Genomic DNA, 24,542 nt, shown 5'->3' with positions numbered 1-24,542 from the left:
ATCAACTTCTAAAAATCCAGCCACATCTTGGATTGTTTTCGCTTGCGGCGTGTGGACTTTTTCAAGCTCTTTGAAGTCCGCAGGATTTGCTTCTTCTCCGTGATATACAGCCTCAGCCATTTCAATGTTTGCAGCATATGAGGAAGTATCAGAATAAGCGATGGTATCCTCTCCGACCTCTGAGAGTGCCATGAACTCATGTGTATCTTTTCCGCCCATTGCCCCAGAATCTGCAATGACTGGTCTAAAATTGAGACCTACTTTTGAGAACACATTAGAATAAGCTGTAAACATTTTGTTGTATGTCTCGTCGAGGCTTTCTGGTGAAGAATGGAATGAGTATGCATCCTTCATAATAAATTCACGTCCGCGCAGCAGTCCAAAGCGTGGTCTCTGTTCATCACGGAATTTTGATTGAATTTGATATAGAGTTAAAGGTAGCTTCTTATACGATTTCACTTCACTGCGTACTAGTGATGTAATCACTTCTTCGTGGGTTGGACCAAGCGCAAATTCGCGGCCATGGCGATCCTTCATACGCATCAGTTCTGAACCGTATGTATACCATCTTCCTGACTCTTGCCACATTTCTGCCTGCTGGAGCACTGGCATTAACAGCTCAGCTGCGCCTGCCTTTTCCATTTCCTTGCGGACGATGGATTGAATATGCTGAATGACTTTATGCGCAAGCGGCAGATAATGATAGATTCCACTTGTATTTTGTCTAATAAATCCAGCTCTTACTAAGAGTTGATGGCTTTTTGCCTCAGCATCTGCCGGCACCTCTCGAAGAGTTGGAATGAAAGTCAGGGATTGTCTCATGTCGTTACACCTCATTTATGAAATAGGACTTCTCACAAAAACTCTTGTTTCCCGGAATGAGAAACAAGAGAGAATGGTTTTTATAAAAATAACCGCTGGATGTCATTCCACGTTACCACTAACATTAACAGCATGAGGAAAGCAACACCAATAAAGACAACAAGTGCTTCTTTCTCACGATTAATTGGTTTACCGCGAATGGCTTCAACAAATAAGAATAGTAAACGTCCTCCGTCTAATGCAGGAATCGGTAACAAATTCACGATGCCTAGGTTGATACTGAGGAACGCCGCAAACTGCATTAATGTTAACACACCTTGTTTGGCTACTTCTCCTGTCATGTCATAAATTCCAACAGGACCTGCTAACATATCTAGTGAAAATTGTCCTGTGACAATTTTTTGCAAGTTCGTTAAGATCAGACCTGCCGTTGAAATGACGGTTGTGCCTGAAGATGAAATGACTTTCAAAAATCCATTTTCCGTTGGCGGATATGATCCGAAACGGCCAATACTTTTTCCGTCAGCTTTCACAGCTTCTGGTACAACCTGCACAGTGCTTTCTTTGCCGTCTCGGTCAATGACGACATTCATTTTTTTCTCAGGGTTCTTTTGAACTGTTTGAACGACGTCTGTCCAAGAATTCATTTTCTCGCCGTTAATGGACACGATGTGATCTCCCTGCATCAGTCCAGCTTCCGCCGCTCGGCCGTCTTTCGTCAGCTTACCGAGTACAGGATCATCAACGGTTACCCCTTGGATAAAGCCTAAAGCAACCAAAATCACATACGCCAGGATAAAGTTCATAATTGGTCCAGCTGCGATGGCTTTAATTCGCTGCCAAACTGTTTTTGAACCAAATTGACGATTGTATGGTGCAATTTGAATTTCTTCACCATCTGCAATATAGAAGCTTGTTTGACTGACATTGTAGCCAGTCAGAATATCTTCATTTCCAGCTTCATATCCCGAGATTCTCATGGCATGATCTAAATCGATCTGCTCCACTTCGATGACAAGTGCATCAGGATATTTTTCTTTATCATTTAAAATGATCTTTTCTACTTCATTTTGCTCATTGAATAAGAGCCCCACTGTATGACCTGGTTTAATTTCGATGACTTCAGGGTCTTCTCCAGCCATTTTCACAAATCCGCCAATAGGGAGGAGTCTAATGGTATAAACGGTTTCCTTTCGTTTAAAGGAGAAAATCTTCGGCCCAAAACCAATTGCGAACTCGCGGCATAAAATCCCCGCGCGCTGCGCCATAATTAAATGGCCAAGCTCGTGGAAAAAAACGAGCGTTCCAAAAATAATAATAAACGCAATCACTGTATTCACGAACATACCACCTTATGTGAGGATTGATTGAACAAAGTCTCGTGTATCTTTGTCCACTTCATGGATATCTTGCAAACTAGGCGTTGAAATCACATGATGTCTAATTAGTGCCTTTTCAATCAATTCTTCAATTTGCAGGAACGTTACTTTGCCTTTCAGAAATGCATCGACTGCTATTTCATTTGCTGCATTAAGTACAGCAGGCATTGTCCCTCCTATTTTACCTGATTCATAAGCAAAATGTAAGCAGCGATACCTGTCAAAATCCGCTTTTTGGAAATTCAATTGTCCAATCTCCCAAAGGTTCAATGATTTCGCTTCTTGTAACGGCGCCCTGTCAGGGTATGTGAGTGCATATTGAATAGGCACTCTCATGTCAGGTGTCCCTAACTGAGCCATGACGCTTTTGTCGTGAAATTCCACCATCGAATGGATAATGCTCTCTTTATGTAGCAGCACATCAATTTGTTCATAAGGGATATCAAACAACCAATGTGCCTCAATCACCTCGAGCCCCTTATTCATCATCGTCGCTGAATCAATGGTAATTTTCGCTCCCATCGACCAGTTCGGGTGGTTCAGCGCTTCTTCAACCGTAACACCTTCAAGTTCAGTTCGTTTTTTATCTCGGAAACTACCACCTGAAGCTGTCACGATTAAGCGTTCAATATTTTTAGCTTGTTCACCTTGCAGGCATTGAAAAATAGCGGAATGCTCACTATCGACAGGAAGTAAAGGTACATCATATGTTTTAGCATACTCTTTTACTATATGACCAGCTGTTACAAGTGTTTCCTTATTTGCGAGTGCAATCGTCTTTTTTTGTTCAATGGCCTTTAATGTTGGAACAAGTCCAACACTTCCTACAAGTGCATTAACCACTACGTCCACTGCATCATAGGTCGCTGCCTCGATGTTGGCTTCATCACCAGCAGCCAGCTTCACACCGTATGCAAATGAATGATTTTTTAGCATGTGATAGGTTTCTTCGTCTACACAGCCAACGAATTCAGGCTGAAAGCGCTCAATGATCGGAATCGCTTTTGCTATATTTCTGCCAAAGGTCATGGCTTTCAGCTTAAATTTGTCCGGGTGCTGCCTGATCACATCTAACGTTTGTTCTCCAATTGATCCTGTTGCGCCTAATAGCGAAATATATTTCAAATTGCCACTCCTTCTCTCGTTCAATAAGTTTCTATGAGGTTAGCTGGCAAACGTTGCGAGCAGTAAGTATAAAAACGGCAGAACGAATAAAAAGCTGTCAAACCTGTCCAAAATTCCGCCATGGCCAGGGAGAATTGTCCCTGAATCCTTCACGTGATAATGACGCTTTAAAGCAGATTCCACTAGGTCGCCAAGCTGTCCAAAGATACTGAGTAAAAGAGTAATAAACATCACAAGCAGATATGATGGCAAAAATCCTGTAACCGCCTGAAACACAAGTGACAACACGACCGCTGTGACGATTCCGCCGATAAATCCTTCTACTGTTTTGTTTGGGCTGATTTCTGGCCAAAGCTTTCGTTTCCCCATAGATTTCCCAATAAAGTAGGCTCCTGAGTCAGTAGACCAAATAATCACTGCTGCGAAGAAGATCGCACTCATGCCATATAAGCCTCTAATTTGGATAAAATAATAGAAACTAACGCCAATATATAATGTGGCTAATACAACAAAAGCAACCTCATCGAATGTGAAAGAGTTTTTGCTCAAAACTGTATAAGTTAAAAGTATTAAGACTGCGAATAAAGCAATCTGCATTTTTGATGCGTCCACGTTTGGGAAGAAACTGTTGTCTCCGCCCATTAAAAGCCAAAGCAATATTAAGCTGACAATACCAGGAAAGCTGAAAATCGAGATTTTTTTCATTCTTAAAAGCTCAAAGAGAGCGACACTTCCCATTAAATAAATCAGCAGGGTAAATGGCATCTGTCCATATATCACAGCAAGTAAAAAGACTGCAGCTGCCAAAACACCCGTCAAAATTCTTTGTTTCATCTGCACCACCCTCTAAATTCCACCGAACCTCCGGCCGCGGCGCTGGTACTCTCCAATAGCGCCTATAAGGTGCTCATCAGAAAAGTCAGGCCAAAGCACATCCGTAAAGACAAACTCGCTGTAAGCAATTTGCCAAAGCATAAAGTTGCTTAATCTAATTTCTCCACTCGTGCGAATGAGCAAATCCGGATCTTGAAGAGATTCTGTCATTAAATAAGCTGAAAACATCTCTTCTGTGATGTCTTCTGCTTGAAGCTTACCTTCTTTGACCATTTCAGAAATTTGTCTGCATGCGGAGACGATTTCTGTGCGCCCCCCATAGTTGAGCGCAAAGTTCAAAACGAGTCCGTCGTTATTTGCCGTACTCTTTACTGCATTCTCTACCGCTTTTTTCGTATGCTGCGGGAGGCCGTCTGGATCACCTGTTAAACGCACACGGACATTTTCCTCGATGAGTTCAGGCAGGTAGATGTTTAAAAATTCTTCAGGAAGTTTCATTAAAAAGTCTACTTCTAGTTTTGGACGTTTCCAATTTTCCGTAGAGAAAGCATACAAAGTCAGCACTTTGACATTCAGCTCATTTGCAAGCTTTGTCATGCGCTTGACGACTTTCATTCCTTCATGATGACCTGCTACCCGTGGAAGAGCACGTTTTTTCGCCCATCTTCCGTTCCCATCCATGATAATGGCGATATGTTCAGGAATTTCTCCATTTAATATGTCTTCTTTTGTCAGGCTTTCTAAGTTGGAAGCTGCTGTTTGCTGATTCTTCCAATTTTTGAGTATATTGAGCATGAGATTCCTCCATCACCCAAAAAGGTTGCGTTCCCGCTAATAATATAGTCATCAACAGTATTAACAAAAAAACCCCCTGTAAACATGAAGAGGGTCTTTTCACTATTATCTATTGTACATAGTTTTTTCTTAAACTTCCATGATTTCTTTTTCTTTATCTTTCGTCACGTCATCAATTTTAGCGACATATTCATCTGTCAATTTTTGGACATCCTCTGTTGATGATCTTAATTCATCTTCAGTGATCTCCCCATTTTTCTCAAGCTTTTTCAAATCATCGTTTGCATCACGACGAACGTTACGAACAGCTACTTTTGCTTCTTCTGAGTATTTTTTTACTACTTTCACAAGCTCTTTACGTCTTTCTTCTGTCAGCGCAGGAATCGCAATGCGGATCACATTTCCGTCACTTGTTGGCGTGATGCCAAGATCAGACTTTTGGATCGCTTTTTCGATATCACCGATTGCTGTTTTATCGTAAGGTGTGATAATCAGCATACGTGCTTCTGGCACTGTGATTGACGCAATTTGGTTAAGAGGTGTTTGTGCACCGTAATAATCAACTGTCACTTTATCAAGCAGTGAAGCATTTGCACGGCCTGCACGAACAGTTGCAAGCTCACGTCCGTATGCTTGTACAGCTTTTTCCATTTTTTCTTTCGTTTGGTTCAACACTTCTTTTGACACGTTATTTCCCCCTCACGATCGTTCCGATTGATTCGCCATTTACGGCACGTTTAATATTTCCTTCTTCCATAATGGAGAAGACAATTAATGGAATGTCATTGTCCATACATAATGAGGACGCAGTAGAATCCATTACAGCAAGCCCTTCTTTAAGTACATCAAGATATGAAAGCTTATCATATTTTACTGCATCCGCATCTGTACGAGGATCAGCACTGTAGACACCATCTACATTATTTTTCGCCATTAAAATGACATCTGCTTCAATTTCTGCTGCTCGAAGTGCTGCCGTAGTATCTGTAGAGAAATAAGGGTTACCTGTTCCAGCAGCAAAAATGACGACACGTTTCTTCTCAAGATGACGGATCGCTTTTCTTCTTATGTATGGTTCTGCAACCTGTCTCATTTCGATAGAGGTTTGCACTCTAGACTGAATGCCAAGCGTTTCTAGGCTGTCCTGTAACGCCAGTGAGTTCATCACTGTTGCCAGCATACCCATGTAGTCTGCTGTTGCACGATCCATTCCTAGATCACTGCCTGTCTTTCCACGCCAAAGGTTTCCTCCGCCTACAACGACTGCAACTTCAACATCAAGCTCTGCAATTTCTTTTACTTGCTTTGCAATGGATTGAATGACAGTTGGGTTAATTCCATTTCCAGCATCACCCGCTAGTGCTTCGCCACTTAGCTTCAGTACAATGCGATTATATTTCGGTTTGCTCATGATAACCTCCAAGTGTATACTATACCGTCTCTTATTATGCGTAAGAAACTGCCTTTTGTAAATCAATATCCTCTAAAAAATAGGGAACACAGTGCTTGTGCTCCCTAAAAAAGCCCCAGAGAGCTTTTCAAACATTATTTTTTCACTTGGCTCATAACTTCTTCAGCAAAGTTGTCTTGACGTTTTTCGATACCTTCGCCCACTTCATAGCGAACATAAGTTTGAACAGTTGCATTTTTCGCAGCTACAACTTGTTTCACTTTTTCATCTGGGTTTTTAACGAACGCTTGGTCAAGTAAGCAAATTTCTTCGAAGAATTTGTTTAGACGGCCTTCTACCATTTTAGCTACGATGTTTTCAGGCTTTCCTTCTTGAAGCGCTTGCTGAGTTAATACTTCACGCTCACGGTTTGCTTCTTCTTCTGACACTTGGTCACGAGAAATGTATTTAGGGTTTACAGCTGCAACGTGCATTGCGATGTCTCTTGCAAGTTCTTCGTCAGTTGTTCCGTTAAGAACAGCTAACACACCGATACGTCCGCCCATGTGCAGGTAAGAACCGAATGCAGCATTATCTTCTTTTGTGATGACAGAGAAACGACGTAGAGTGATTTTCTCTCCGATTTTCGCAATTGCAGAAGTGATATGCTCTTCAACTGTTGAACCGTTTTCCATTTTAGAAGCATGAGCTTCTTCAATTGTTGCAGGTTTAGCAGCAAGCAAATGATCAGCAAGTTCATTAAGAAGTGCTTGGAATCCTTCGTTTTTCGCAACGAAGTCAGTCTCAGAGTTCACTTCTAGGATGACGCCTGTGTTGCCATCAGTTTTGATAAGAGTTAATCCTTCTGCCGCAATACGGTCTGCTTTTTTCGCAGCTTTTGCGATTCCTTTTTCTCTTAGAAGGTCGATTGCTTTCTCGATGTCACCATCAGTTTCTGTTAACGCTTTTTTACAGTCCATCATACCTGCACCAGTTTTTTGACGCAGTTCTTTAACTAATTGAGCAGTAATTGCCATTTTACATTTCCTCCTTCTATGTTAAAACACGGATTACTAGGTGAAAAAAAGGTGATAAAAGGCATTTCCCTCTTATCACCTTTTGAATAGGTTACGCAGTTGTTGTTTCAGTTTCTGTCGTTTCTTCTACAACAGCTTCTTCTTCGCCTTGTTTAGACTCAAGAATCGCATCTGCCATTTTAGCAGTTAGAAGTTTTACAGCACGGATTGCATCATCGTTTGCAGGGATCACAACATCAATTTCGTCTGGATCACAGTTTGTGTCAACGATACCGATGATTGGGATATTCAATTTACGAGCTTCTGCAACTGCAATACGCTCTTTACGAGGGTCGATAATGAAAAGTGCATCCGGAAGACTCTTCATGTCTTTGATTCCGCCTAGGAATTTTTCAAGACGCTCTAATTCTTTTTTCAGTTGAACGACTTCTTTCTTAGGAAGAACTTCGAATGTACCGTTTTCTTGCATTTTTTCAATATCTTTCAAACGTTTAATACGTTTTTGGATTGTTTCAAAGTTTGTTAAAGTTCCACCAAGCCAGCGTTGGTTCACATAGAACATACCAGAACGGATTGCTTCTTCTTTCACTGAATCTTGTGCTTGCTTTTTCGTACCAACGAAAAGGATTTTTCCTCCGTCAGCAGCAAGGTTTTTCGTGAAGTTGTAAGCTTCCTCTACTTTTTTCACCGTTTTTTGAAGGTCGATGATGTAGATACCGTTACGCTCTGTAAAGATGTAACGCTTCATTTTTGGGTTCCAACGGCGAGTTTGGTGACCGAAGTGAACACCAGCTTCTAGCAATTGTTTCATAGAAATAACTGACATTTTGTTGCCTCCTAATATAATGGTTTTTTTTCCTCCGCTTAAGTCATGTTCACATAAAACTGCGCCACGGCAGCACCTTCATACGAATCATTAAGCGTGTGTATTTAACACCAAGAAATAATATAACACATGATGGACTGACAATCAAGAATCCTTTACAGCTTTCCGCTAAATTTTAATAAAAGCTCAATTTCTGTCTTACCAGTTTTCATTTCTTTCGCTATTTCTTCTAGTGATCGCCCTTCATCATATAAGGTCTTCACTTGGTTCTCGAATGTTTCATCTATTTCACTTTCAGAAGGCAGAGAAGCCTCTGTTTCAAGTTGTGGAACGGGTTCGTTTACCTTCTCTTCCTGCACCTCAACTTCGCTAAGGAGAGCCGACAGGTGCTCTGGTACGGGATCTTCACTTTCGACCGATTGCTGGGATTCAATTGGTGGTTGTGGCTGCTTTGGTGTCTGAAGATCCGATTTCAGCTCTTCAGCAGAAAAATCAGGGGAAGCGGCTGCCACTTTTGTTAATTTGTCATTCTCTTCTTTGACTTCCATCAAAAATGCAGCCAGGGTATTTTCCGTTTCTTCTAGAAGTTCTCGCTGTTTTTGTTCTGTTGCCTTCAGCGAATTCATTCTTGTATATAAAATAATCACAAAATAAATAAGTGCAGCATGAAGCATGAAGCTAATCAGCCATAACATATTTTTTCACTCACTAACTCTTTAAGATTGAATGGCTTTATCAAGCAGATGCTTAAGCTTGAACAAGGCCTTTGAATGAATTTGCGAAATGCGCGAGGTAGATAAATTGAGCACTTGACCGATTTCCGTTAATGTCAGTTCTTCTTTATAGAAAAGACTGATCACGAGCTTTTCTTTTTCTGAAAGCTCAGTGATTTTTTCAGAAAGCTGTTCAATTAATTCATCTTTCAGCATTTTCTCTTCTGGAGTCACAGACTTCTCGTCGCGAATCATGACTTGGACATTTTCTCCGTCTTCTTGATCATGCAGCTTCTCATCGATTGAGAGCAGATTTGCAAAGAATCCTTCATTCATCGTTGTGACAACATCTTGTTCACTCATGCCGAGTTCCTCAGCCACCTCTGTCGGCGTCACATTACGCAAATAACGCTGTTCAAGCTTTTCAATAGCCGCTTCTACTTTTTTTGTTTTTTCTCTTGATGTACGAGGCAGCCAGTCCTCTTTACGAAGACCGTCGATGATGGCCCCGCGGATTCTGAAGGATGCATATGTATCAAACTTCAGATCTCTTCCGGGATCAAATTTTTCAAGGGCATCATATAAACCGAGCATCCCTAGACTGATCAAGTCTTCTTTATGCACTGACTTCGGGAGACCGATGGAAATTCTTCCAACATGATATGTGACGAGCGGCATATAGCGGCGCATAAGATCATCTCCAGCAGCAGGGTCTTTCCACTCTTTCCATCTAGCCCATAGCGCCTGATCTTCGTAATTTAAGGATTGCATCTTTATCCCCCTATACTTCCTTAGTTATATCTTCATAATGCCTTGCTTCACAGTACGGATCTCAAGCTCTGCCGTAAGCGGATCGAATTCAATCGTACGGCCACTGTTTCCGCCTGTATCCTCACTAATAATCGGGATATGATGAAGAGACAGATGTTCTTTCACAGCTGAAACGTTTCTAGGTCCAATTCTCATAAGATCATTGGTTGACTTAAACTTAAACATTTCCGCCCCGCCAGCAAGTTTTGCCTTTAGCGCATGTTTGCGTGCGCCTGCTTTTAGGAGCAGATCAATTGTATGCTTGACACCTGTATCTGCATATTTAGCCAAGTTCTCCACCGTCCCTTTTGAAAGAGAGGAGTCTGGCAGCATAACATGGACAAGGCCTGCCAGCTTTTTCTCTTGATCAAACAAGACAAGCCCTACGCAAGAACCAAGACCTGATGTCCGAATGCGGTCCGGTGTTTTGACAAGCTGAACATCCGCAATACCAACCTTTACAACTGCCGGAATTTGCACGTTCATTATAGGTTACCTAATGCTTTGAATAGTTTTTCAAACGATTCAAAGTCTGGTAATAGAAACATATTTCCTTTCAGCTCTTGTTTATTTTGATCATCAAAAATAGATGTATCAATCACAATTGCCTGATCACCAAGAGGACTGAATTGCATTAACCCTTCACTAATGACAGCTCCGAACATATCGAGCGTGACATCTGGAACACTTGGGTAAAGCTGCAATTTTGTTAAATCGGCAAGGGCTGATAAATAAGAGCCCGCTAAAATATTTCCCAGTTCATGAAGTGCTGACGTCCCCATCTCATGTTCATGAATCGTATCAATATCAAATGCCGGATCCTGGACAAGCTCTCTTACAAATTGCTCCGCTTGCTCAAACGGCATAATGAAAAAGATTGACCCGGTTAAATCCCCTTCCATTCGCAGGAAAATGCTTGCAACGGGAAGATCTGCACCGCCAAAGAAATCCATTAAATCTTCAAACGAGAGAACCTTGACAAAAGGAACAGCCATATCAATTTTGCGATCCAATAGGTTGGCAAGAGCAGACGCTGCGTGGCCTGCCCCGATATTACCAACCTCTCCTAAAATATCTAGCTGTTCATCTTTAATTTCGTTGAAAATGCTCATTTCACATCCCCCTTAATGAACAGGTGCACCTTGAACGCTCTTGTCGAGGACAGCACCGGCATGAATGATATTGAAAAGACGCTGATCATGCTTAATAATACCTGTCACCCATGACTGTCCTTCTTTTTCAGCTGATTCAGGAGAAGATTCTACTTCTTCCTGATGAACGGTTATGACATCATTTGCTTCATCAACAATCCAGCCGACTTCAATTTCACCAACTTGTACAATGATCATTCTTGTTTCATCTGTAATCTCGTTGTCAGTAGAACCAAGTCTGACTCTCAGGTCAATGACAGGTGTCACGACACCGCGTAAATTAATAACACCGCATATATAAGGGGCAACGCCAGGAACTCTTGTCGGCTGCTGCCATTTTTCAATGGACTTTACTTCTGATACTGAAATGGCGTATTCTTTTTTGTTTACGATAAACACAATCATCTTTTCGCCAGTTTTGATATCTGTACTCATTTCAGACCGCTCCTCTATTGTTTTTTACTTGATCAGTGCATTACAGTCAACGATGAGTGCAACTTGACCGTCACCTAGGATCGTTGCGCCGGATATCGCAAATACGTTTGGCAGATAATCTCCTAGTGATTTCAATACAACCTCTTGCTGACCAATAAATGAATCGACCACAAATGCTGTCAGCTTGTCTCCTTTACGAACAACAATGATGTGCAGTTCTTCCTCTAATTCATTCGCATTTGGTACGTGGAATTGTTTCTTCAAGTACACGACCGGTACGATAAATCCGCGGAAATCAATCACTTCACGATCATGCGTTTGCAGGATGTCACTTTTCTTAATGACAGCCGTTTCAATAATAGAAGAAATCGGAATCGCAAATGTTTCCTCTTCCAGTTTTACAAGAAGAACGGAAATAATCGATAGTGTCAGCGGAAGCTGGATCGAGAATAGGGAGCCCTGTCCCTCTGTTGAGTTAATACTCACAGATCCGCCAAGTGATTCCAGCTTGTTTTTCACAACGTCAAGACCTACACCGCGGCCTGAGATGTCAGAAATCGTGTCAGCTGTAGAGAATCCTGCTGCAAAGATCAATGAATCAATTTGATGATCTTCAAGCGTTTCTGCTTCTCTTTCTGTAATAACTCCGCGCTCTAATGCTTTTTCAAGCACCTTTTTACGGTTAATCCCGCCTCCATCATCCTCTACTTCAATGAAGACATGGTTTCCGCTATGATACGCTTTTAATAGAACCGTACCTTTTTCCGGCTTGCCTTTTTTCACACGTTCTTCTGGTGATTCAATCCCGTGATCTAGACTGTTTCTAAGTAAGTGCAAGAGCGGATCTCCAATCTCGTCGATCACTGTTCGATCAAGCTCTGTCTCAGCACCCTCAATAATAAGTTCGATTTTCTTATTAAGCTCTTTCGTCAATTGACGAATCATACGCGGGAATCTGTTAAAGACAGTTTCCACAGGTACCATTCTCATGTTCAGGATGATTGATTGCAGGTCTCCAGAAATACGTGTCATTCTTTCGACTGTGTCTGTGAGTTCGTTATTTTCTAGTTCTTTGGCAATCTGTTCTAATCGGCCTCTATCAATCACAAGTTCTTCAAATAGATTCATTAGAGAATCTAGACGGTCGATGTTGACACGAATTGTTTTTGTTCCGCCGGCAGCTGCACCGTTATTGCCATTTGCTTTTGGTGCATCATTTGCTGGCGCTTTCGCAGCAGGAACGGAGACTTCTTCTTTTTTCTGTTCAGGCTGCGCCTCTTGTTTTTCAGCCGGAGCTGCTTCATCAAATGCGGAGACTTCAGAGATCTCAACCTTCTCAACCTCTGAGATCGCCGTGACGATTTTCTGCACTTCGTCCATCGGCAGTTTAGAAAGATAAGAAATGCTGAATTCTGATTCGAAATCTTCTGATTCTAACAGCTCTGCATTCGGAACGGTTTTGACAACCTCGCCTGCTTCATTTAGTCTTTCAAAAATCATATAGACACGAACGGCTTTTAGTAAGCACGCTTCGCTTAATGTCACGTTGAGTTCATAGCATTTAAAGCCTTGCTCTCTCGCTTCATCAAGAACCGTTCGTTCAAATTCGTTATAATCTAAGTCATTAGCAGCTGCTGATGCATCTGCTGTTTCAACGCTAGAAGCTGCCTCAGCATGGCTTCCTGTCACATCTAGCTTTTTACTAATCTCAGTGACATCACGTTTCCCGTCTCCTCCTTCTGCAATCGATTGAACCATTGCTTCAAGATGATCGAGTGCTTCGAACATCGTATCCATTGACTCAGGAGTGACAATCATTTGTTCATTACGGATAGCATCAAACATGTTTTCTAAATGATGCGTTAAGTGAGCCATATCATCAAAGCCCATCGTTGCACTCATGCCTTTCAATGTATGAGCTGCTCTGAATATATCATTCACTAGCTGCAAGTCGGTTGGGTTCTTTTCTAAATCAAGAAGTTTTTCATTACAAGTTTGTAAGTGTTCTCTGCTTTCATCTAAAAAGATATCTAAGTATTGGTTTACATCCAACGTGTTCACGCCCTCTCTTTTTTCATGGAGCTTATAATTGCATGTGCGATGTCATCCACATGCCTTGTTTCATGTGCAAGGCCTGATTTAATGACTGATTTAGGCATTCCGAAAACAACACATGATTCTTCTTTTTCTGCAATGACTTTCGTATGACCGCTTGCGACCATTTTTTTGACACCTTCCGTACCGTCACTGCCCATGCCTGTCATAATGACAGCGATTTTCTCGTAACCCTTTATATTGCTGATGGATTCAAATAAATAGTTAACAGATGGTTTGTGCCGGCTTTCCGTGTCTTCAGGGGACAGCCTGATAACAAGTGATCCCCCTTGGTCATGAAGTGACATATTCATTCCACCAGGAGCTATGTAAGCCACTCCATTTTTCGCGATGTCTCCATCTTGCGCTTCTTTAATCGTAATTTGTGATAAATGGTCTAACCTAGCAGCAAGTGATGCCGTAAATCCTGCCGGCATATGCTGCACAATCAATATAGGTGCCTCTATGTCCTTAGGCAGCTTCGTTACGACTCGTTGAAGTGCCCTTGGCCCTCCTGTAGATGTTCCAATAGAAATAATCTTTCGGAGTGAGGCGCCTTTTACTGTTTGCAGACGGGGTGCAGCCACTGGACTTGGCGGCTTTATCACCGGCTTAGGAGACACCTTCTCTTCAGTGCGTTTCCTTGACAGTCCTGCCGCAAGTACCCGCTCTACAATTTGCCCTCTCACTTTGTGCAAATCGAGCGAAATACTTCCCGAAGGTTTTGTCACAAAGTCGAAAGCACCGAGTTCTAAGCAATGGATGGTTAAATCTTTTCCTTGCTTTGTCTGGCTTGACACCATAATTACGGCAAGGTCGTGTTCAGCCAGAATTTGTTTTAATGCTTCTGTTCCATTTAAAACAGGCATTTCCACATCTAATGTGACAACATCTGGATTCAGTTCCTTGATCCGTTTTAAGGCATCTTCCCCATTTCGCGCCGTTCCGACGACTTCAATTTCTTGCTCAGCACTTAGAAAATCACTAATGAGTTTTCTCATAAAGGCCGAGTCATCTACTACTAGCACTCTAATCATGAGTCCACCTTCCTCCTTTTAAAAAAAGAGGACAACTTATCTATAAACGTATGCTGTTCTCTCCGTGCCTCTCTTATCTGCTGATGATATAGTGTTTCTGCCAGCATCTTAATGGTTTTACTCAGCCTTGAATGAGGCTGCTTCATATAAAATGGAATTTGTTCTGATACTGCTTTAGGAACCGCAGGATCATCAGGCACAGCGCCAGCGAATACAAGTTTTCTGTGAAGAAAACTTGTGACCACTCCTGCTAATTTCCGGTAGGTTTCAGACCCTTCTGACGGGGTTTTACACCGGTTGACAATGATTTGCACAGACCGTTCAAACTGATGAATGGCTAAGTGTTTAATTGCGCTGTAGGCATCCATGATGGATGTTGGCTCTGGCGTAGTCACAACGACTACTTCTCCTGCTGATAAGACAAATGGCAGCTGATCTTTTGACAGCCCGGCACCCATATCAAAGAATATACAATCGAAGCCCTGCATCATTTTTTCCATCTCTTCCAAAAAGAACGACCATTGATCTTTATCTAAAGAAAACAGCTGTTCAAGGCCGCTTCCGCCAGAAATGTAATATAGGTTATCCGTTCCTTTTGTCATAGCTGCTTGGAAGGATTTTTTTCTAACGAGAACATCTAATATAGAGCTAGTCGATGTTTTCCCTAGTAAAATATCAATATTCCCCATCCCAAAATCAAGATCGATTACTAACACTCTTTTGCCTGTGCTTGCGATAGACAGTGCCATATTCAGTGTCAAATTCGATTTACCTACCCCGCCTTTGCCGCTCATAACGGCAATGGTTTTTGCCTGTCCGTTGACGTTATGAGGAGCCGGTGTGATCATTTGACTCTGCTGAACTAGTTTTCTTAGCCCTTCTGCTTGGTCGGGCTTCATGATTGTAAAACCATCCTTGTAAGTTCACGAGGAGAACCTTCAAGAATATCCTCAGGCACATTTTGGCCATTTGTTAAAAAACCAAGTTTGATTTGAGAGTCAGCAATGATTTGAAAAATGGTTCCCATCGTGTCCGTTTCATCTACTTTTGTAAAAATGAATTGATCGATTGGAACGTGTTCAAAGCGCTTGACCATGGCTTTCATGTCTTGATATTTTGATGTAGCACTCATCACGAGAAAACTTTGAATGCTCTCATCAAATGGAATAATGTCGGTCAGCTCTTTGATATACGCTTCTTCTTTAAAGTTACGGCCTGCTGTATCGATGAAAATATGATCATACTCTTTAAAGGTCTCTTGAGCTTTTACAAAATCCTCTCTCGAATAACAAACCTCAAGCGGTGCATTCAGCAGTTCAGCATATGTTTTCAGCTGTTCGATCGCTGCAATCCGGTACGTATCAGTTGTAATAAAAGCGATCTTTTTTTGCTGCTGAATGGCCGTTTTAGCAGCCAGCTTTGCAATCGTTGTCGTTTTACCAGCTCCAGTTGAACCGAACAGTACAATGTATTTTGAAGAAATCATCGGCTCATCAGAGGTTTTAGCTGGCAGCATATCTGTCAGCAGTTGTTCAAGTTCTTTTTCTATGTGATCTTCTTTAACCGCGCCCTTTGTTAAAAGACCTTTCAGGCATTCGTCTCGAATAGCATCATCAAGACCTTGATCCTTTAGCTTTTGATCGATTGCTACGAGAGGTTCAGGCAGAATACCAGCATGCCGTTCATTCCTCACATATTCTAAAGGCTGAGTATGAGTAGGCGCTGGTTTCGCCGCTTTGGGAGCAAAGGATGGCTCTTCGGGCTGCTTTTGAACTTGTTCCTTTTTTGGTAACACTGGAAGAGGCGGCACAGGTTTTAACCCTTTACCAGCTCTTTCTTCGAAATCTTGATCCAGCACTGCAATCACTTCGACCATTTGCTGTTTCTTTAAACCAAACAGTTTGCGTTTGACAACGGTTTTGGAATTTAAAATAACGGCATCTTTCCCAAGCTGCTGCCTGATTTGAATCGTTGCCTCCTGCATAGAATTTGCTGTGATTTTTTTCATTTTCATTAGATATCCACCACTCCGATGCTCTGTACTTCCACATTCGCTTCTAGTTCGTTATAAGATAGTACCGGTAAATCTGGGAAATATCTTTCTAACAACTGCTTCACGTACATTCTTATAGGAGGAGAGCATAATAGAACCGGCGTTTCCTGACGAAGCGAAAGCTGTTCAATTTCTCTCGCCACTGATTGAATCACACTTTCAGAGGATTCTGGATCTAACGATAAGTAGTTGCCATGCTCTGTCTGCTGAACGCTGTCTGCAATCACCTTTTCTACTCGGCCTGAACATGTCACGACTTTGAGTGATTCATCTTCTCTTGCATACTGTGCGGTAATCTGTCTTGCCAGCGCCTGTCTGACATACTCTGTTAATAAATCTGTATCAGTCGTTAATTTTCCGTAGTCTGCAAGCGTCTCAAAAATGGTGACAAGGTTTCGGATAGAGACCTTTTCTTTCAGCAGCTTCGCCAGTACTTTTTGAATATCACCGACTGCCAGCGGATTTGGCGTTACCTCATCCACTAAGACAGGATAACTTTCTTTCAGATGATCGATTAATTGCTTCGTTTCTTGGCGTCCGAGCAGTTCGTGTGTGTTTTGTCTAATCTTCTCTGTGATGTGAGTAGACACGACAGATGCTGGGTCCACAACCGTATAGCCTAGCATCTCAGCCTGATCTTTTTCTGCTTCGGATATCCATTTAGCCGGCAGTCCAAAGGATGGTTCGATTGTTTCAATCCCTTCAATTGGATCATCATCAGGCGTTGGGGACATCGCTAAGTAGTGATCAAGCAGCAGCTCCCCTTTTGCTACTTCGTTCCCTTTAATTTTCAATCGGTATTCATTTGGGTTCAGTGCAATATTGTCCCGGATCCGGACGACTGGAATGACAAGACCCAGTTCGAGGGCAAGCTGCCTTCGGATCATCACAATTCGGTCTAACAGGTCACCGCCCTGGTTTGCATCAGCGAGCGGGATGAGGCCGTAGCCAAATTCAAATTCAATGGCATCCATTTGCAGGAGATGAATAACGCTTTCTGGACTTTTCATCTCTTCTACCTCTGCCTGTTCCTCCAGTACCTCTTCAATTTCTTCTTGGTCTTGTTTGTTTTTCGACATCATGTATGCGCCAAGTGCAAGTAAACCTGCGATCGGCCCTGTCAAAAGTATGCCGATTGGCGTAAACAGCCCAAGAAGGAAGATCGTGCCCGCTGTCACATAAAGCATGGCTGGGAATGCGAAGAGCTGACCTGTAATGTCTGACCCAAGGTTTCCATTAGAAGCTGCTCTAGTCACAACAATCCCTGTCGCCGTTGAAATGAGGAGTGCCGGAATTTGCGAAACGATTCCGTCTCCTACCGTTAATAGGGTAAAGTGTGAAGCTGATTCTTGAATCGACATGCCTTGCTGAAGCATCCCGATAATGATTCCAAATATAATATTGATGATGACGATGATAATACCTGCGATGGCGTCCCCTTTTACGAACTTACTGGCACCATCCATTGCTCCATAAAAGTCTGCTTCTCTCGCTACTTTTTCACGGCGATTTCTTGCTTCACTTTCTGTCAGCATTCCTGCATTTAAATCTGCGTCAATACTCATTTGTTTACCTGGCATCGCATCGAGTGTAAATCTTGCCGCAACCTCTGATACACGCTCTGCCCCTTTTGTGATAACAATAAACTGAATGATGATCAGGATAAGGAAAACAACAAGACCAACGAGGATATTTCCTCCAACAACAAATGAACCGAACGTTTCAACAACTTTCCCAGCATCTCCTGTTGAAAGAATAGAACGTGTTGTAGAGATGTTAAGCCCTAAACGAAACAGCGTTAAGAGCAAAAGCAATGATGGAAAAATTGAAAATTGCAGTGGTTCTTGCATGTTCATTGTGGTGAGAAGCACGATAAGCGCAAGAGAAATATTAATAATGATTAAAATACTTAATAAAACGGGCGGAAACGGTATGACCAGCATCGCCACAATTAAAATAACACTGAATAAAACAGATAAATCTCTTGCTGACATGCCTGTTCTCTCCTTTTAAAACCAAAAATTCATAAAATCTTTTGTTTCGTTTTATAGACGTAAGCTAAAATTTCTGCGATAGCCTTAAAGTATTCTTCTGGCACCGCTTGGTCGATGTCGACCTGATCATAGAGCGCGCGGGCAAGCGGCCTGTTCTCTACAGTCATGACATCATGTTCTTTCGCAATCGTTCTAATTTTCAAAGCCAAAATATCCGTTCCCTTTGCTACAACATAGGGCGCGTCCATTTTTTCTTCGTCATACTTTAAAGCAATGGCATAGTGGGTTGGGTTTGTAATGATGACGTCCGCTTTTGGGACTTCCTGCATCATCCGTCTCATGGCCATTTCCCGCTGACGCTGTTTAATCTTTGATTTGATGAGCGGGTCACCCTCAGATTTTTTATACTCATCTTTGATGTCTTGTTTGGACATCCGCAAGTTTTTTTCATAATCAAATTTCTGATACATATAATCAAGCCCTGCCAAGATCAGAAGAGCACCAGCAGCATACAGCCCCATAATCAAGGTCATATTTGCGACGAAATGAAGGGTTTCCTCTGCTGTTAATAAAGGAAGCCGCAGAATTTCATCAAAGTGCATCCAAAGAGCAATAAATGTCGCAAAGCCAACAAAGCCAATTTTCAAAATGGATTTTAATAGCTCTACGAGGGCTCGAATACTGTATATTCGTTTAAATCCTTTGATTGGGTCAAGCTTTTCTAATTTCGGTTGAATCACTTCTGTCGAAAAGAGAAAGCCGACTTGTAAATAGTTACTGAGAACGCCTGCCAGCATACCAACACCAAGGATTGGCATAAGGAGGATCCCTGTTTCCTGAAGCAATTCCAAGAATAATTGATGAATATTAGATGTGCTAACCTTCATTAGCATGGTTGTTGAATAAAAACGTTCAATGAGCGCGATAATCCGCTCTTTCATAAAAGGCCCAATAAAAAAGAATGATAAAAAGATTAATAGAAATGAGATGGCTGTATTGACGTCGGTACTTTTGGCAACCTGTCCTTTTTTACGTGAATCCCGTCTTTTTTTCGGCGTTGCTTTTTCTGTTTTTTCACCTGCGAAAAATTGCAAGTCTAGTCTAAGCCTTGTCATCATGACGAACCACCGACCAATGCTAAGAAATTCCTCATGGTGAGTACAATCGTTTCAAATGTATTTTGGACAACACCGAAGATGACGCCCATACAGATGATGATCATAATAAAACTCACACCCATTTTAATAGGAAGTCCAACCACAAATACGTTCATTTGAGGAACTGTACGTGCCACAATCCCCAGTGCCAAATCGACTAAAAACAGACTTGCCACTACAGGTGCTGAGATTTGAAAGGCGATGATAAACATTTGGTTGAAGCTCTTTGCGATAAAGTAAGCAAAGGATTCACTGCCGAAATTCAGCGCGTATTGATCAACTGCAATGTATTGAAAGCTGTAATAGATTCCATCAAGCAGCAGGTGATGTGCGTTTGTTGCCAGCATCAACAGCAATGTGACCGTATAAAAAAACTGTCCCATCAGCGGCGTCTGCGCCCCTGTTTGCGGATCGATAATATTGGCAATCGCAAAACCCATTTGAAAATCAATGAATGAGCCGGCAATTTGAACAGCGGACACCATGATGTATGCAATCAGCCCAAGCAGCAGACCGACCATTGCTTCTTTCACCGCAAGCATCATATAAAGACCGTCGATGTCAAGTGCTGGCGGTTCCTTTATGGTGCTAAAACTAATGACAGCTAAAAACAGCGAGAATCCAACTCTGTGTACAGCTGGGATCGTTCTATGCGCTAAAAGCGGTACTGTCACAAAAAAAGCGGTGATCCGAATAAAAACTAATAGAAAAGCAGGAAATAATTCTATGATTGACATCGCTGGTTAACCTGCAAATCGATCTAAATTCGAGAACAGCTCTGTCGTAAAGGACACGATTGTTGAAAGCATCCATGGACCAAACACAACAAGTCCAATGAGTACTGCAACAATCTTAGGAATAAACGCAAGCGTTTGTTCTTGAATTTGGGTTGTCGCCTGAAACACACTGACAATCAGTCCCACAATGAGTGCGAGCGCTAGAAGCGGCCCACTCACAAGCAATACTACATACACTGATCTTTCAGCCATCGTAATGACAAATTCTGAACTCATGTTTTAAGCACCTACTCTAAAAGCTTTGCAGCAAAGATTTAACTATCAAATACCATCCATCGACTAAAACAAATAACAATATTTTGAAAGGGAGTGATATCATAACCGGCGGAAGCATCATCATCCCCATTGACATCAGAACACTTGCGACCACCATGTCAATAATTAAAAATGGAATAAAGATCATAAAACCAATTTGAAATGCCGTCTTTAATTCTGAGATGGCAAAAGCGGGAACCATCGCCGTTAATGGAATATCTTTAATCGATTCAGGTGTATCCATTTTTGCGTAGCTAAGAAATAAAGCCAAATCTTTCTGTCTTGTATGTTTACTCATAAACTCTTTAATCGGCACTTCGGCTTTTTCATACGCCTGATTTAACGTGATGTCATCATTTAAAAGCGGCGTGAGCGCCTCTTTATTAATCTGTGAGAACGTGGGTGCCATGATAAAAAATGTGAGAAACAAAGCAAGTCCAACAAGCACTTGGTTTGGCGGCATTGAGTTGGTTGCAAGTGATGTTCTGACAAATGAAAGAACAATCACAATCCGTGTAAAACACGTCATTAAAATGAGAATGCCCGGTGCAACCGAAAATACAGTTAAAAGTAATAGAAGACGGACAGATGTGCTGATATTTCCTGCACCGCTGGAATTAAATAAATCGATAAACTCATTCATTTTGTTTCGGGCCTTTCTTTCTGACTTCTGATTGGGTCTTTTTCAATTCGGCTAGCTGCGCCTTTAAATTGGCTGAAAAAGAAGAAGTGTTCGGCTGATCATGTTTCTTTACCTGCGATGTGAATTTTTGAACCATTTTTGGTAAATCGGTCTTACTCTCCATCGCTTCTTCATATTGTTTTACGATTGCTTCACATTCTTGTTCATCATCAATTTCTTTTAGCAGCTGGATTGAATCTGCTACGCCGACAACTAATACTCGTTTGCCCACCTTGATCAGCTGGACTGAACGGTTTTGTCCGACTGTCGTTCCGCCAATATTTTCAACATAGCGAAATGGTTTGAGTAAGCGGTTTTGCTTACCAACAAATCTCACCAATCCATAAATAAGCAGGATGACAAATAGTAAGGCACCAATCATTTTGACAAAATCCATAATGGAGACAGAAGAAGAGGGAACTTCTTCTGCCGGATTCGTTTGATTGTCAGTGGTTTTCTTCTCTGTATCCTTTTTGCTTTCTTTCTCATCTTTGAGCCAGTCATTCACTGTGCCATTCTCAGGATCTTTCGTTTCAGCAAACAGTGAGGCAGGCTGCATCGTCAAGAAAAGCATAAAACTGATCATTGCTATACATATCAAACGTTTTTTCAACAAATCTTACACCCTTTTTTAGCCTAACGTTTTATTAATTGCTTCAAGTACACGGTCTGCCTGGAATGGCTTCACGATAAAGTCTTTTGCGCCTGCTTGGATCGCGTCAATAACCATTGACTGCTGTCCCATTGCAGAACACATGATGATTTTTGCAGAAGCATCGATTTGTTTAATTTCTTTTAGTGCAGTGATTCCGTCCATTTCTGGCATTGTGATATCCATTGTGACAAGATCAGGAGATGTTTCTTTGTATTTTTCAACTGCTTGTGCGCCGTTTTCTGCTTCTCCTACTACATCAAATCCGTTTTTTACAAGAATATCCTTGATCATCATTCTCATGAATGCTGCATCATCTACGATTAATACCTTAGTAGCCATTTACTTATTCTCTCCCTGTATGTTTGTTTATTTTAAATTAGAAAGTCTTTCTGACTGGCTTAAAATGTCAGTCACACGAACACCAAAGTTCTCATCAATGACAACGACTTCCCCTTTGGCGACGATTCGTTTGTTAACTAGAATGTCTACTGGCTCACCAGCAAGTTTGTCCAGTTCAATGATACTTCCAGCTGAAAGCTCAAGAACTTCTTTCACACTGCGCTGAGTTCTTCCAAGTTCCACCGTAATGGAAAGCGGAATGTCCATCAGCATATCAAGATTTCCAAGCTGGCTTGTTGTATGCTGAGGCTCACTGAACGCTTCAAATTCGACTGGCGCCACATTTACAGGTGCTGCCGGCTTCGCCTGTCTTTTCGGCGGTGCTGCTTGCTGCGCTGGGGCAGACTGCGTTTGCGGTGCTGCCGGCTGAGGTTCAGGTGTGCTCACTTGAGCTTCTTGAACAGGCTCTTCTTCTTGCGCAGGAACTGTTAATTCTGCGATTAAATCCTTCGCAAATGTAATAGGATAAAGCTGCATAATATTTGAATCGATCAGTTCACCTATTGTTAATCTGAAGGATACTTTGACAAGCATTTCTTCAGCTGGAATGCGGTCTGTCCCTTCTCCTTCTTTCACATCAAGTAATTCGACGCGCGGCGGAGAAATATCAATCTTTTTATTAAAGACTGTCGACATAGACGTCGCAGCAGAACCCATCATTTGGTTCATCGCTTCTTGCACTGCACTTAAATGAATTTCGCTTAAAGAAGGGTCAGCATTTGTGCCGTCTCCGCCCATCATTAAGTCCGCAATGACTGCTGCATCTGTTTGCTGGATAACAAGCAGGTTACTTGCGCTGAAGCCCTCTGTATAATTCACTTCAATAGCGACATACGGATGAGGAAATTCCTCATTCAGCTTACTTTTTTGAATGACTGTAACCGTTGGAGTTGTAATCTCCACTTTTTGATTTAATAGGGTTGAAAGTGCTGTTGCAGAGCTGCCAAATGAAATATTTCCGATTTCTCCAATGGCATCTTGCTCCATTGCAGAAAGGATTGTATCAGGCTCTATATCGTCATTGCTGCCTCCTTTAAGGAGCGCATCGATTTCGTCTTGTGATAATTTACTTCCGTTATTCTCCATCTTCTTCACCTCTTATGTCGTGATCTAGAATTTGAATCGCCTGTTTCCGATTCACGCGGCCGGCCTGTCCCAAGAATTTCGGTTTATTTCCGACCATAACAGTAAGAGGCGCATTTACTGGTTTGTCCAAGGCAATACAATCACCAATTTCCAAATTCAAAAACTCTTCCACCGTCATTTCCGATTGTCCCAGCTCTGCGACTACCGGTATTTTTGCCTTCATAATCCGTTTTTCAATGGCCTTTGTCTCTTGCTGTTTTGGTTCATTTCGTTCAGACTGCATCCAGTAGTGTACAGACAGCTTCGGAATAATAGGCTCTAATACAACGTGAGGAATACATAGGTTAATAACCCCGCTTACCTCGCCAATCTGTGTATTAAGAGAAATGACGACAACTGTTTCGTTTGGTGACACCATTTGAACAAACTGGGGATTTACCTCGAAATCTGCCATTTCAGGCTCGATGTCGGTTATGGACTGCCACGCTTCTCTGTAATTTTCCAAAGCTCCCTCAAACATGTTTGAGATAATCTTTGTTTCAATTTCTGTAAGTGATTCTGTCTTATTATGACTAATGCCAATCCCGCCCATCAGCCTGTCCATCATCGCATAGCCGATTGTTGGGTTCACTTCAAGCATGATTCTTCCTTCAAGCGGGCTGACATAAAATAAGTTTAATAATGTCATATTAGGAATCGAACGAATAAATTCTTCGTATGGTACTTGGTCAACCGAGCTGACAGTAATTTGAATATATGATCTTAGCTGCGCTGAAAAATGCGTGGTGAGCAGTCTAGCGAAGTTATCATGAATCCTTGTTAAACTTCGAATCTGGTCTTTTGAAAAGCGCAGTGCACGTTTAAAGTCATACACCTTCACTTTTTTCGTCGTTTCTTCTTTTTTCAGCTCTTCTGCATCCATTTCGCCTGTTGAGATGGCGGATAATAATGCGTCGATCTCATTCTGGGAAAGCACTTCTCCTGACATTTCTTCACCTCCATCGCGTTAATTAATC

The 24,542-nt window shown here is 41.9% G+C and carries 27 protein-coding genes; all 27 read right to left on the bottom strand.

Translation table 11 applies throughout. The annotated features are described in order from the left end of the window. The coding region (gene proS, locus AOQ70_RS05365) for a proline--tRNA ligase (RefSeq protein WP_082700815.1) at positions 1–822 on the bottom strand (822 nt) is incomplete at its 3' end. Between the two features lie 80 nt (positions 823–902). After that, positions 903–2,168, bottom strand: coding sequence for an RIP metalloprotease RseP (gene rseP, locus AOQ70_RS05360; RefSeq protein WP_087975441.1), 1,266 nt, complete (start codon positions 2,166–2,168; stop codon positions 903–905). Between the two features lie 6 nt (positions 2,169–2,174). Further along, entirely contained in the window at positions 2,175–3,326 is a 1,152-nt protein-coding gene (gene dxr, locus AOQ70_RS05355) for a 1-deoxy-D-xylulose-5-phosphate reductoisomerase (RefSeq protein WP_059375119.1), read from the bottom strand. Positions 3,327–3,365: 39 nt separating this feature from the next. After that, on the bottom strand, positions 3,366–4,160 hold the full coding sequence (locus tag AOQ70_RS05350) for a phosphatidate cytidylyltransferase (RefSeq protein ID WP_024424148.1): 795 nt from the start codon (positions 4,158–4,160) through the stop codon (positions 3,366–3,368). A 12-nt stretch (positions 4,161–4,172) separates the two neighbouring features. Then, positions 4,173–4,955 carry an isoprenyl transferase gene (locus AOQ70_RS05345; protein WP_039178577.1) on the bottom strand — a complete coding sequence of 261 codons (783 nt, stop codon included), beginning with the start codon at positions 4,953–4,955 and terminating at the stop codon, positions 4,173–4,175. A 129-nt stretch (positions 4,956–5,084) separates the two neighbouring features. Next, positions 5,085–5,642: a ribosome recycling factor gene (gene frr, locus AOQ70_RS05340; protein WP_024424150.1), complete on the bottom strand. Its 558-nt coding sequence runs from the start codon at positions 5,640–5,642 to the stop codon at positions 5,085–5,087. Between the two features lies 1 nt (position 5,643). Further along, positions 5,644–6,366, bottom strand: a complete 723-nt coding sequence (gene pyrH / locus AOQ70_RS05335) for a UMP kinase (protein WP_008344767.1) — start codon at positions 6,364–6,366, stop codon at positions 5,644–5,646. Between the two features lie 134 nt (positions 6,367–6,500). Continuing rightward, complete coding sequence (gene tsf / locus AOQ70_RS05330) at positions 6,501–7,382, bottom strand: translation elongation factor Ts (protein WP_034281801.1); 882 nt, start codon at positions 7,380–7,382, stop codon at positions 6,501–6,503. 91 nt (positions 7,383–7,473) lie between these two features. Next, the gene (rpsB, locus tag AOQ70_RS05325) at positions 7,474–8,208 is read right to left on the bottom strand and encodes a 30S ribosomal protein S2 (protein WP_024426991.1); all 735 of its coding nucleotides are present in this window, start codon (positions 8,206–8,208) and stop codon (positions 7,474–7,476) included. Positions 8,209–8,363: 155 nt separating this feature from the next. After that, positions 8,364–8,903, bottom strand: a complete 540-nt coding sequence (locus AOQ70_RS05320) for a hypothetical protein (protein WP_059375117.1) — start codon at positions 8,901–8,903, stop codon at positions 8,364–8,366. Positions 8,904–8,924: 21 nt separating this feature from the next. Continuing rightward, entirely contained in the window at positions 8,925–9,692 is a 768-nt protein-coding gene (locus AOQ70_RS05315; protein WP_024424154.1) for a FliA/WhiG family RNA polymerase sigma factor, read from the bottom strand. A gap of 24 nt (positions 9,693–9,716) precedes the next feature. Then, a complete protein-coding gene (locus AOQ70_RS05310) occupies positions 9,717–10,217 on the bottom strand; it encodes a chemotaxis protein CheD (protein ID WP_039178568.1) in 501 nt (166 codons plus the stop codon). Continuing rightward, positions 10,217–10,843 carry a chemotaxis protein CheC gene (locus tag AOQ70_RS05305; RefSeq protein WP_024424156.1) on the bottom strand — a complete coding sequence of 209 codons (627 nt, stop codon included), beginning with the start codon at positions 10,841–10,843 and terminating at the stop codon, positions 10,217–10,219. Before AOQ70_RS05305 ends, AOQ70_RS05310 begins: the two co-directional genes overlap by 1 nt. A 12-nt stretch (positions 10,844–10,855) precedes the next feature. Further along, positions 10,856–11,317 (bottom strand): chemotaxis protein CheW, encoded by a 462-nt coding sequence (locus AOQ70_RS05300; protein WP_059375114.1) that lies wholly within the window; start codon positions 11,315–11,317, stop codon positions 10,856–10,858. Positions 11,318–11,341: 24 nt separating this feature from the next. Further along, positions 11,342–13,369, bottom strand: coding sequence for a chemotaxis protein CheA (locus tag AOQ70_RS05295; RefSeq protein WP_039178565.1), 2,028 nt, complete (start codon positions 13,367–13,369; stop codon positions 11,342–11,344). 5 nt (positions 13,370–13,374) lie between these two features. Continuing rightward, a complete protein-coding gene (locus AOQ70_RS05290) occupies positions 13,375–14,448 on the bottom strand; it encodes a protein-glutamate methylesterase/protein-glutamine glutaminase (RefSeq protein ID WP_059375109.1) in 1,074 nt (357 codons plus the stop codon). Beyond that, positions 14,445–15,350, bottom strand: a complete 906-nt coding sequence (locus tag AOQ70_RS05285) for a MinD/ParA family protein (RefSeq protein WP_059375106.1) — start codon at positions 15,348–15,350, stop codon at positions 14,445–14,447. The genes AOQ70_RS05290 and AOQ70_RS05285 overlap by 4 nt, the downstream gene beginning before the upstream one ends. Further along, the gene (gene flhF / locus AOQ70_RS05280; protein WP_039178558.1) at positions 15,344–16,462 is read right to left on the bottom strand and encodes a flagellar biosynthesis protein FlhF; all 1,119 of its coding nucleotides are present in this window, start codon (positions 16,460–16,462) and stop codon (positions 15,344–15,346) included. Before flhF ends, AOQ70_RS05285 begins: the two co-directional genes overlap by 7 nt. After that, positions 16,462–18,495 carry a flagellar biosynthesis protein FlhA gene (gene flhA, locus AOQ70_RS05275; RefSeq protein WP_039178556.1) on the bottom strand — a complete coding sequence of 678 codons (2,034 nt, stop codon included), beginning with the start codon at positions 18,493–18,495 and terminating at the stop codon, positions 16,462–16,464. Before flhA ends, flhF begins: the two co-directional genes overlap by 1 nt. A 29-nt stretch (positions 18,496–18,524) precedes the next feature. Further along, positions 18,525–19,613, bottom strand: coding sequence for a flagellar biosynthesis protein FlhB (gene flhB, locus AOQ70_RS05270; RefSeq protein WP_039178554.1), 1,089 nt, complete (start codon positions 19,611–19,613; stop codon positions 18,525–18,527). Then, positions 19,610–20,389, bottom strand: a complete 780-nt coding sequence (gene fliR / locus AOQ70_RS05265) for a flagellar biosynthetic protein FliR (protein WP_024426982.1) — start codon at positions 20,387–20,389, stop codon at positions 19,610–19,612. Before fliR ends, flhB begins: the two co-directional genes overlap by 4 nt. A 6-nt stretch (positions 20,390–20,395) precedes the next feature. After that, positions 20,396–20,665, bottom strand: coding sequence for a flagellar biosynthesis protein FliQ (fliQ, locus tag AOQ70_RS05260; protein ID WP_003211206.1), 270 nt, complete (start codon positions 20,663–20,665; stop codon positions 20,396–20,398). Between the two features lie 16 nt (positions 20,666–20,681). Further along, on the bottom strand, positions 20,682–21,347 hold the full coding sequence (fliP, locus tag AOQ70_RS05255) for a flagellar type III secretion system pore protein FliP (RefSeq protein WP_008354479.1): 666 nt from the start codon (positions 21,345–21,347) through the stop codon (positions 20,682–20,684). Next, positions 21,340–21,999, bottom strand: a complete 660-nt coding sequence (gene fliZ, locus AOQ70_RS05250; protein WP_059375103.1) for a flagella biosynthesis regulatory protein FliZ — start codon at positions 21,997–21,999, stop codon at positions 21,340–21,342. Before fliZ ends, fliP begins: the two co-directional genes overlap by 8 nt. 18 nt (positions 22,000–22,017) lie before the next feature. Then, entirely contained in the window at positions 22,018–22,380 is a 363-nt protein-coding gene (locus tag AOQ70_RS05245) for a response regulator (RefSeq protein WP_007499584.1), read from the bottom strand. A gap of 27 nt (positions 22,381–22,407) precedes the next feature. Then, on the bottom strand, positions 22,408–23,526 hold the full coding sequence (gene fliY, locus AOQ70_RS05240; protein ID WP_059375101.1) for a flagellar motor switch phosphatase FliY: 1,119 nt from the start codon (positions 23,524–23,526) through the stop codon (positions 22,408–22,410). Next, the gene (gene fliM / locus AOQ70_RS05235; protein WP_024424167.1) at positions 23,516–24,514 is read right to left on the bottom strand and encodes a flagellar motor switch protein FliM; all 999 of its coding nucleotides are present in this window, start codon (positions 24,512–24,514) and stop codon (positions 23,516–23,518) included. Before fliM ends, fliY begins: the two co-directional genes overlap by 11 nt. Positions 24,515–24,542: the final 28 nt, after the last annotated feature.

The organism is Bacillus sp. AM 13(2015) (assembly GCF_001518755.1).
Lineage (GTDB): Bacteria > Bacillota > Bacilli > Bacillales > Bacillaceae > Bacillus > Bacillus safensis.
Note: the sequence above shows the minus strand (reverse complement) of the source record. Positions and strands in the feature narration are given on the sequence as shown.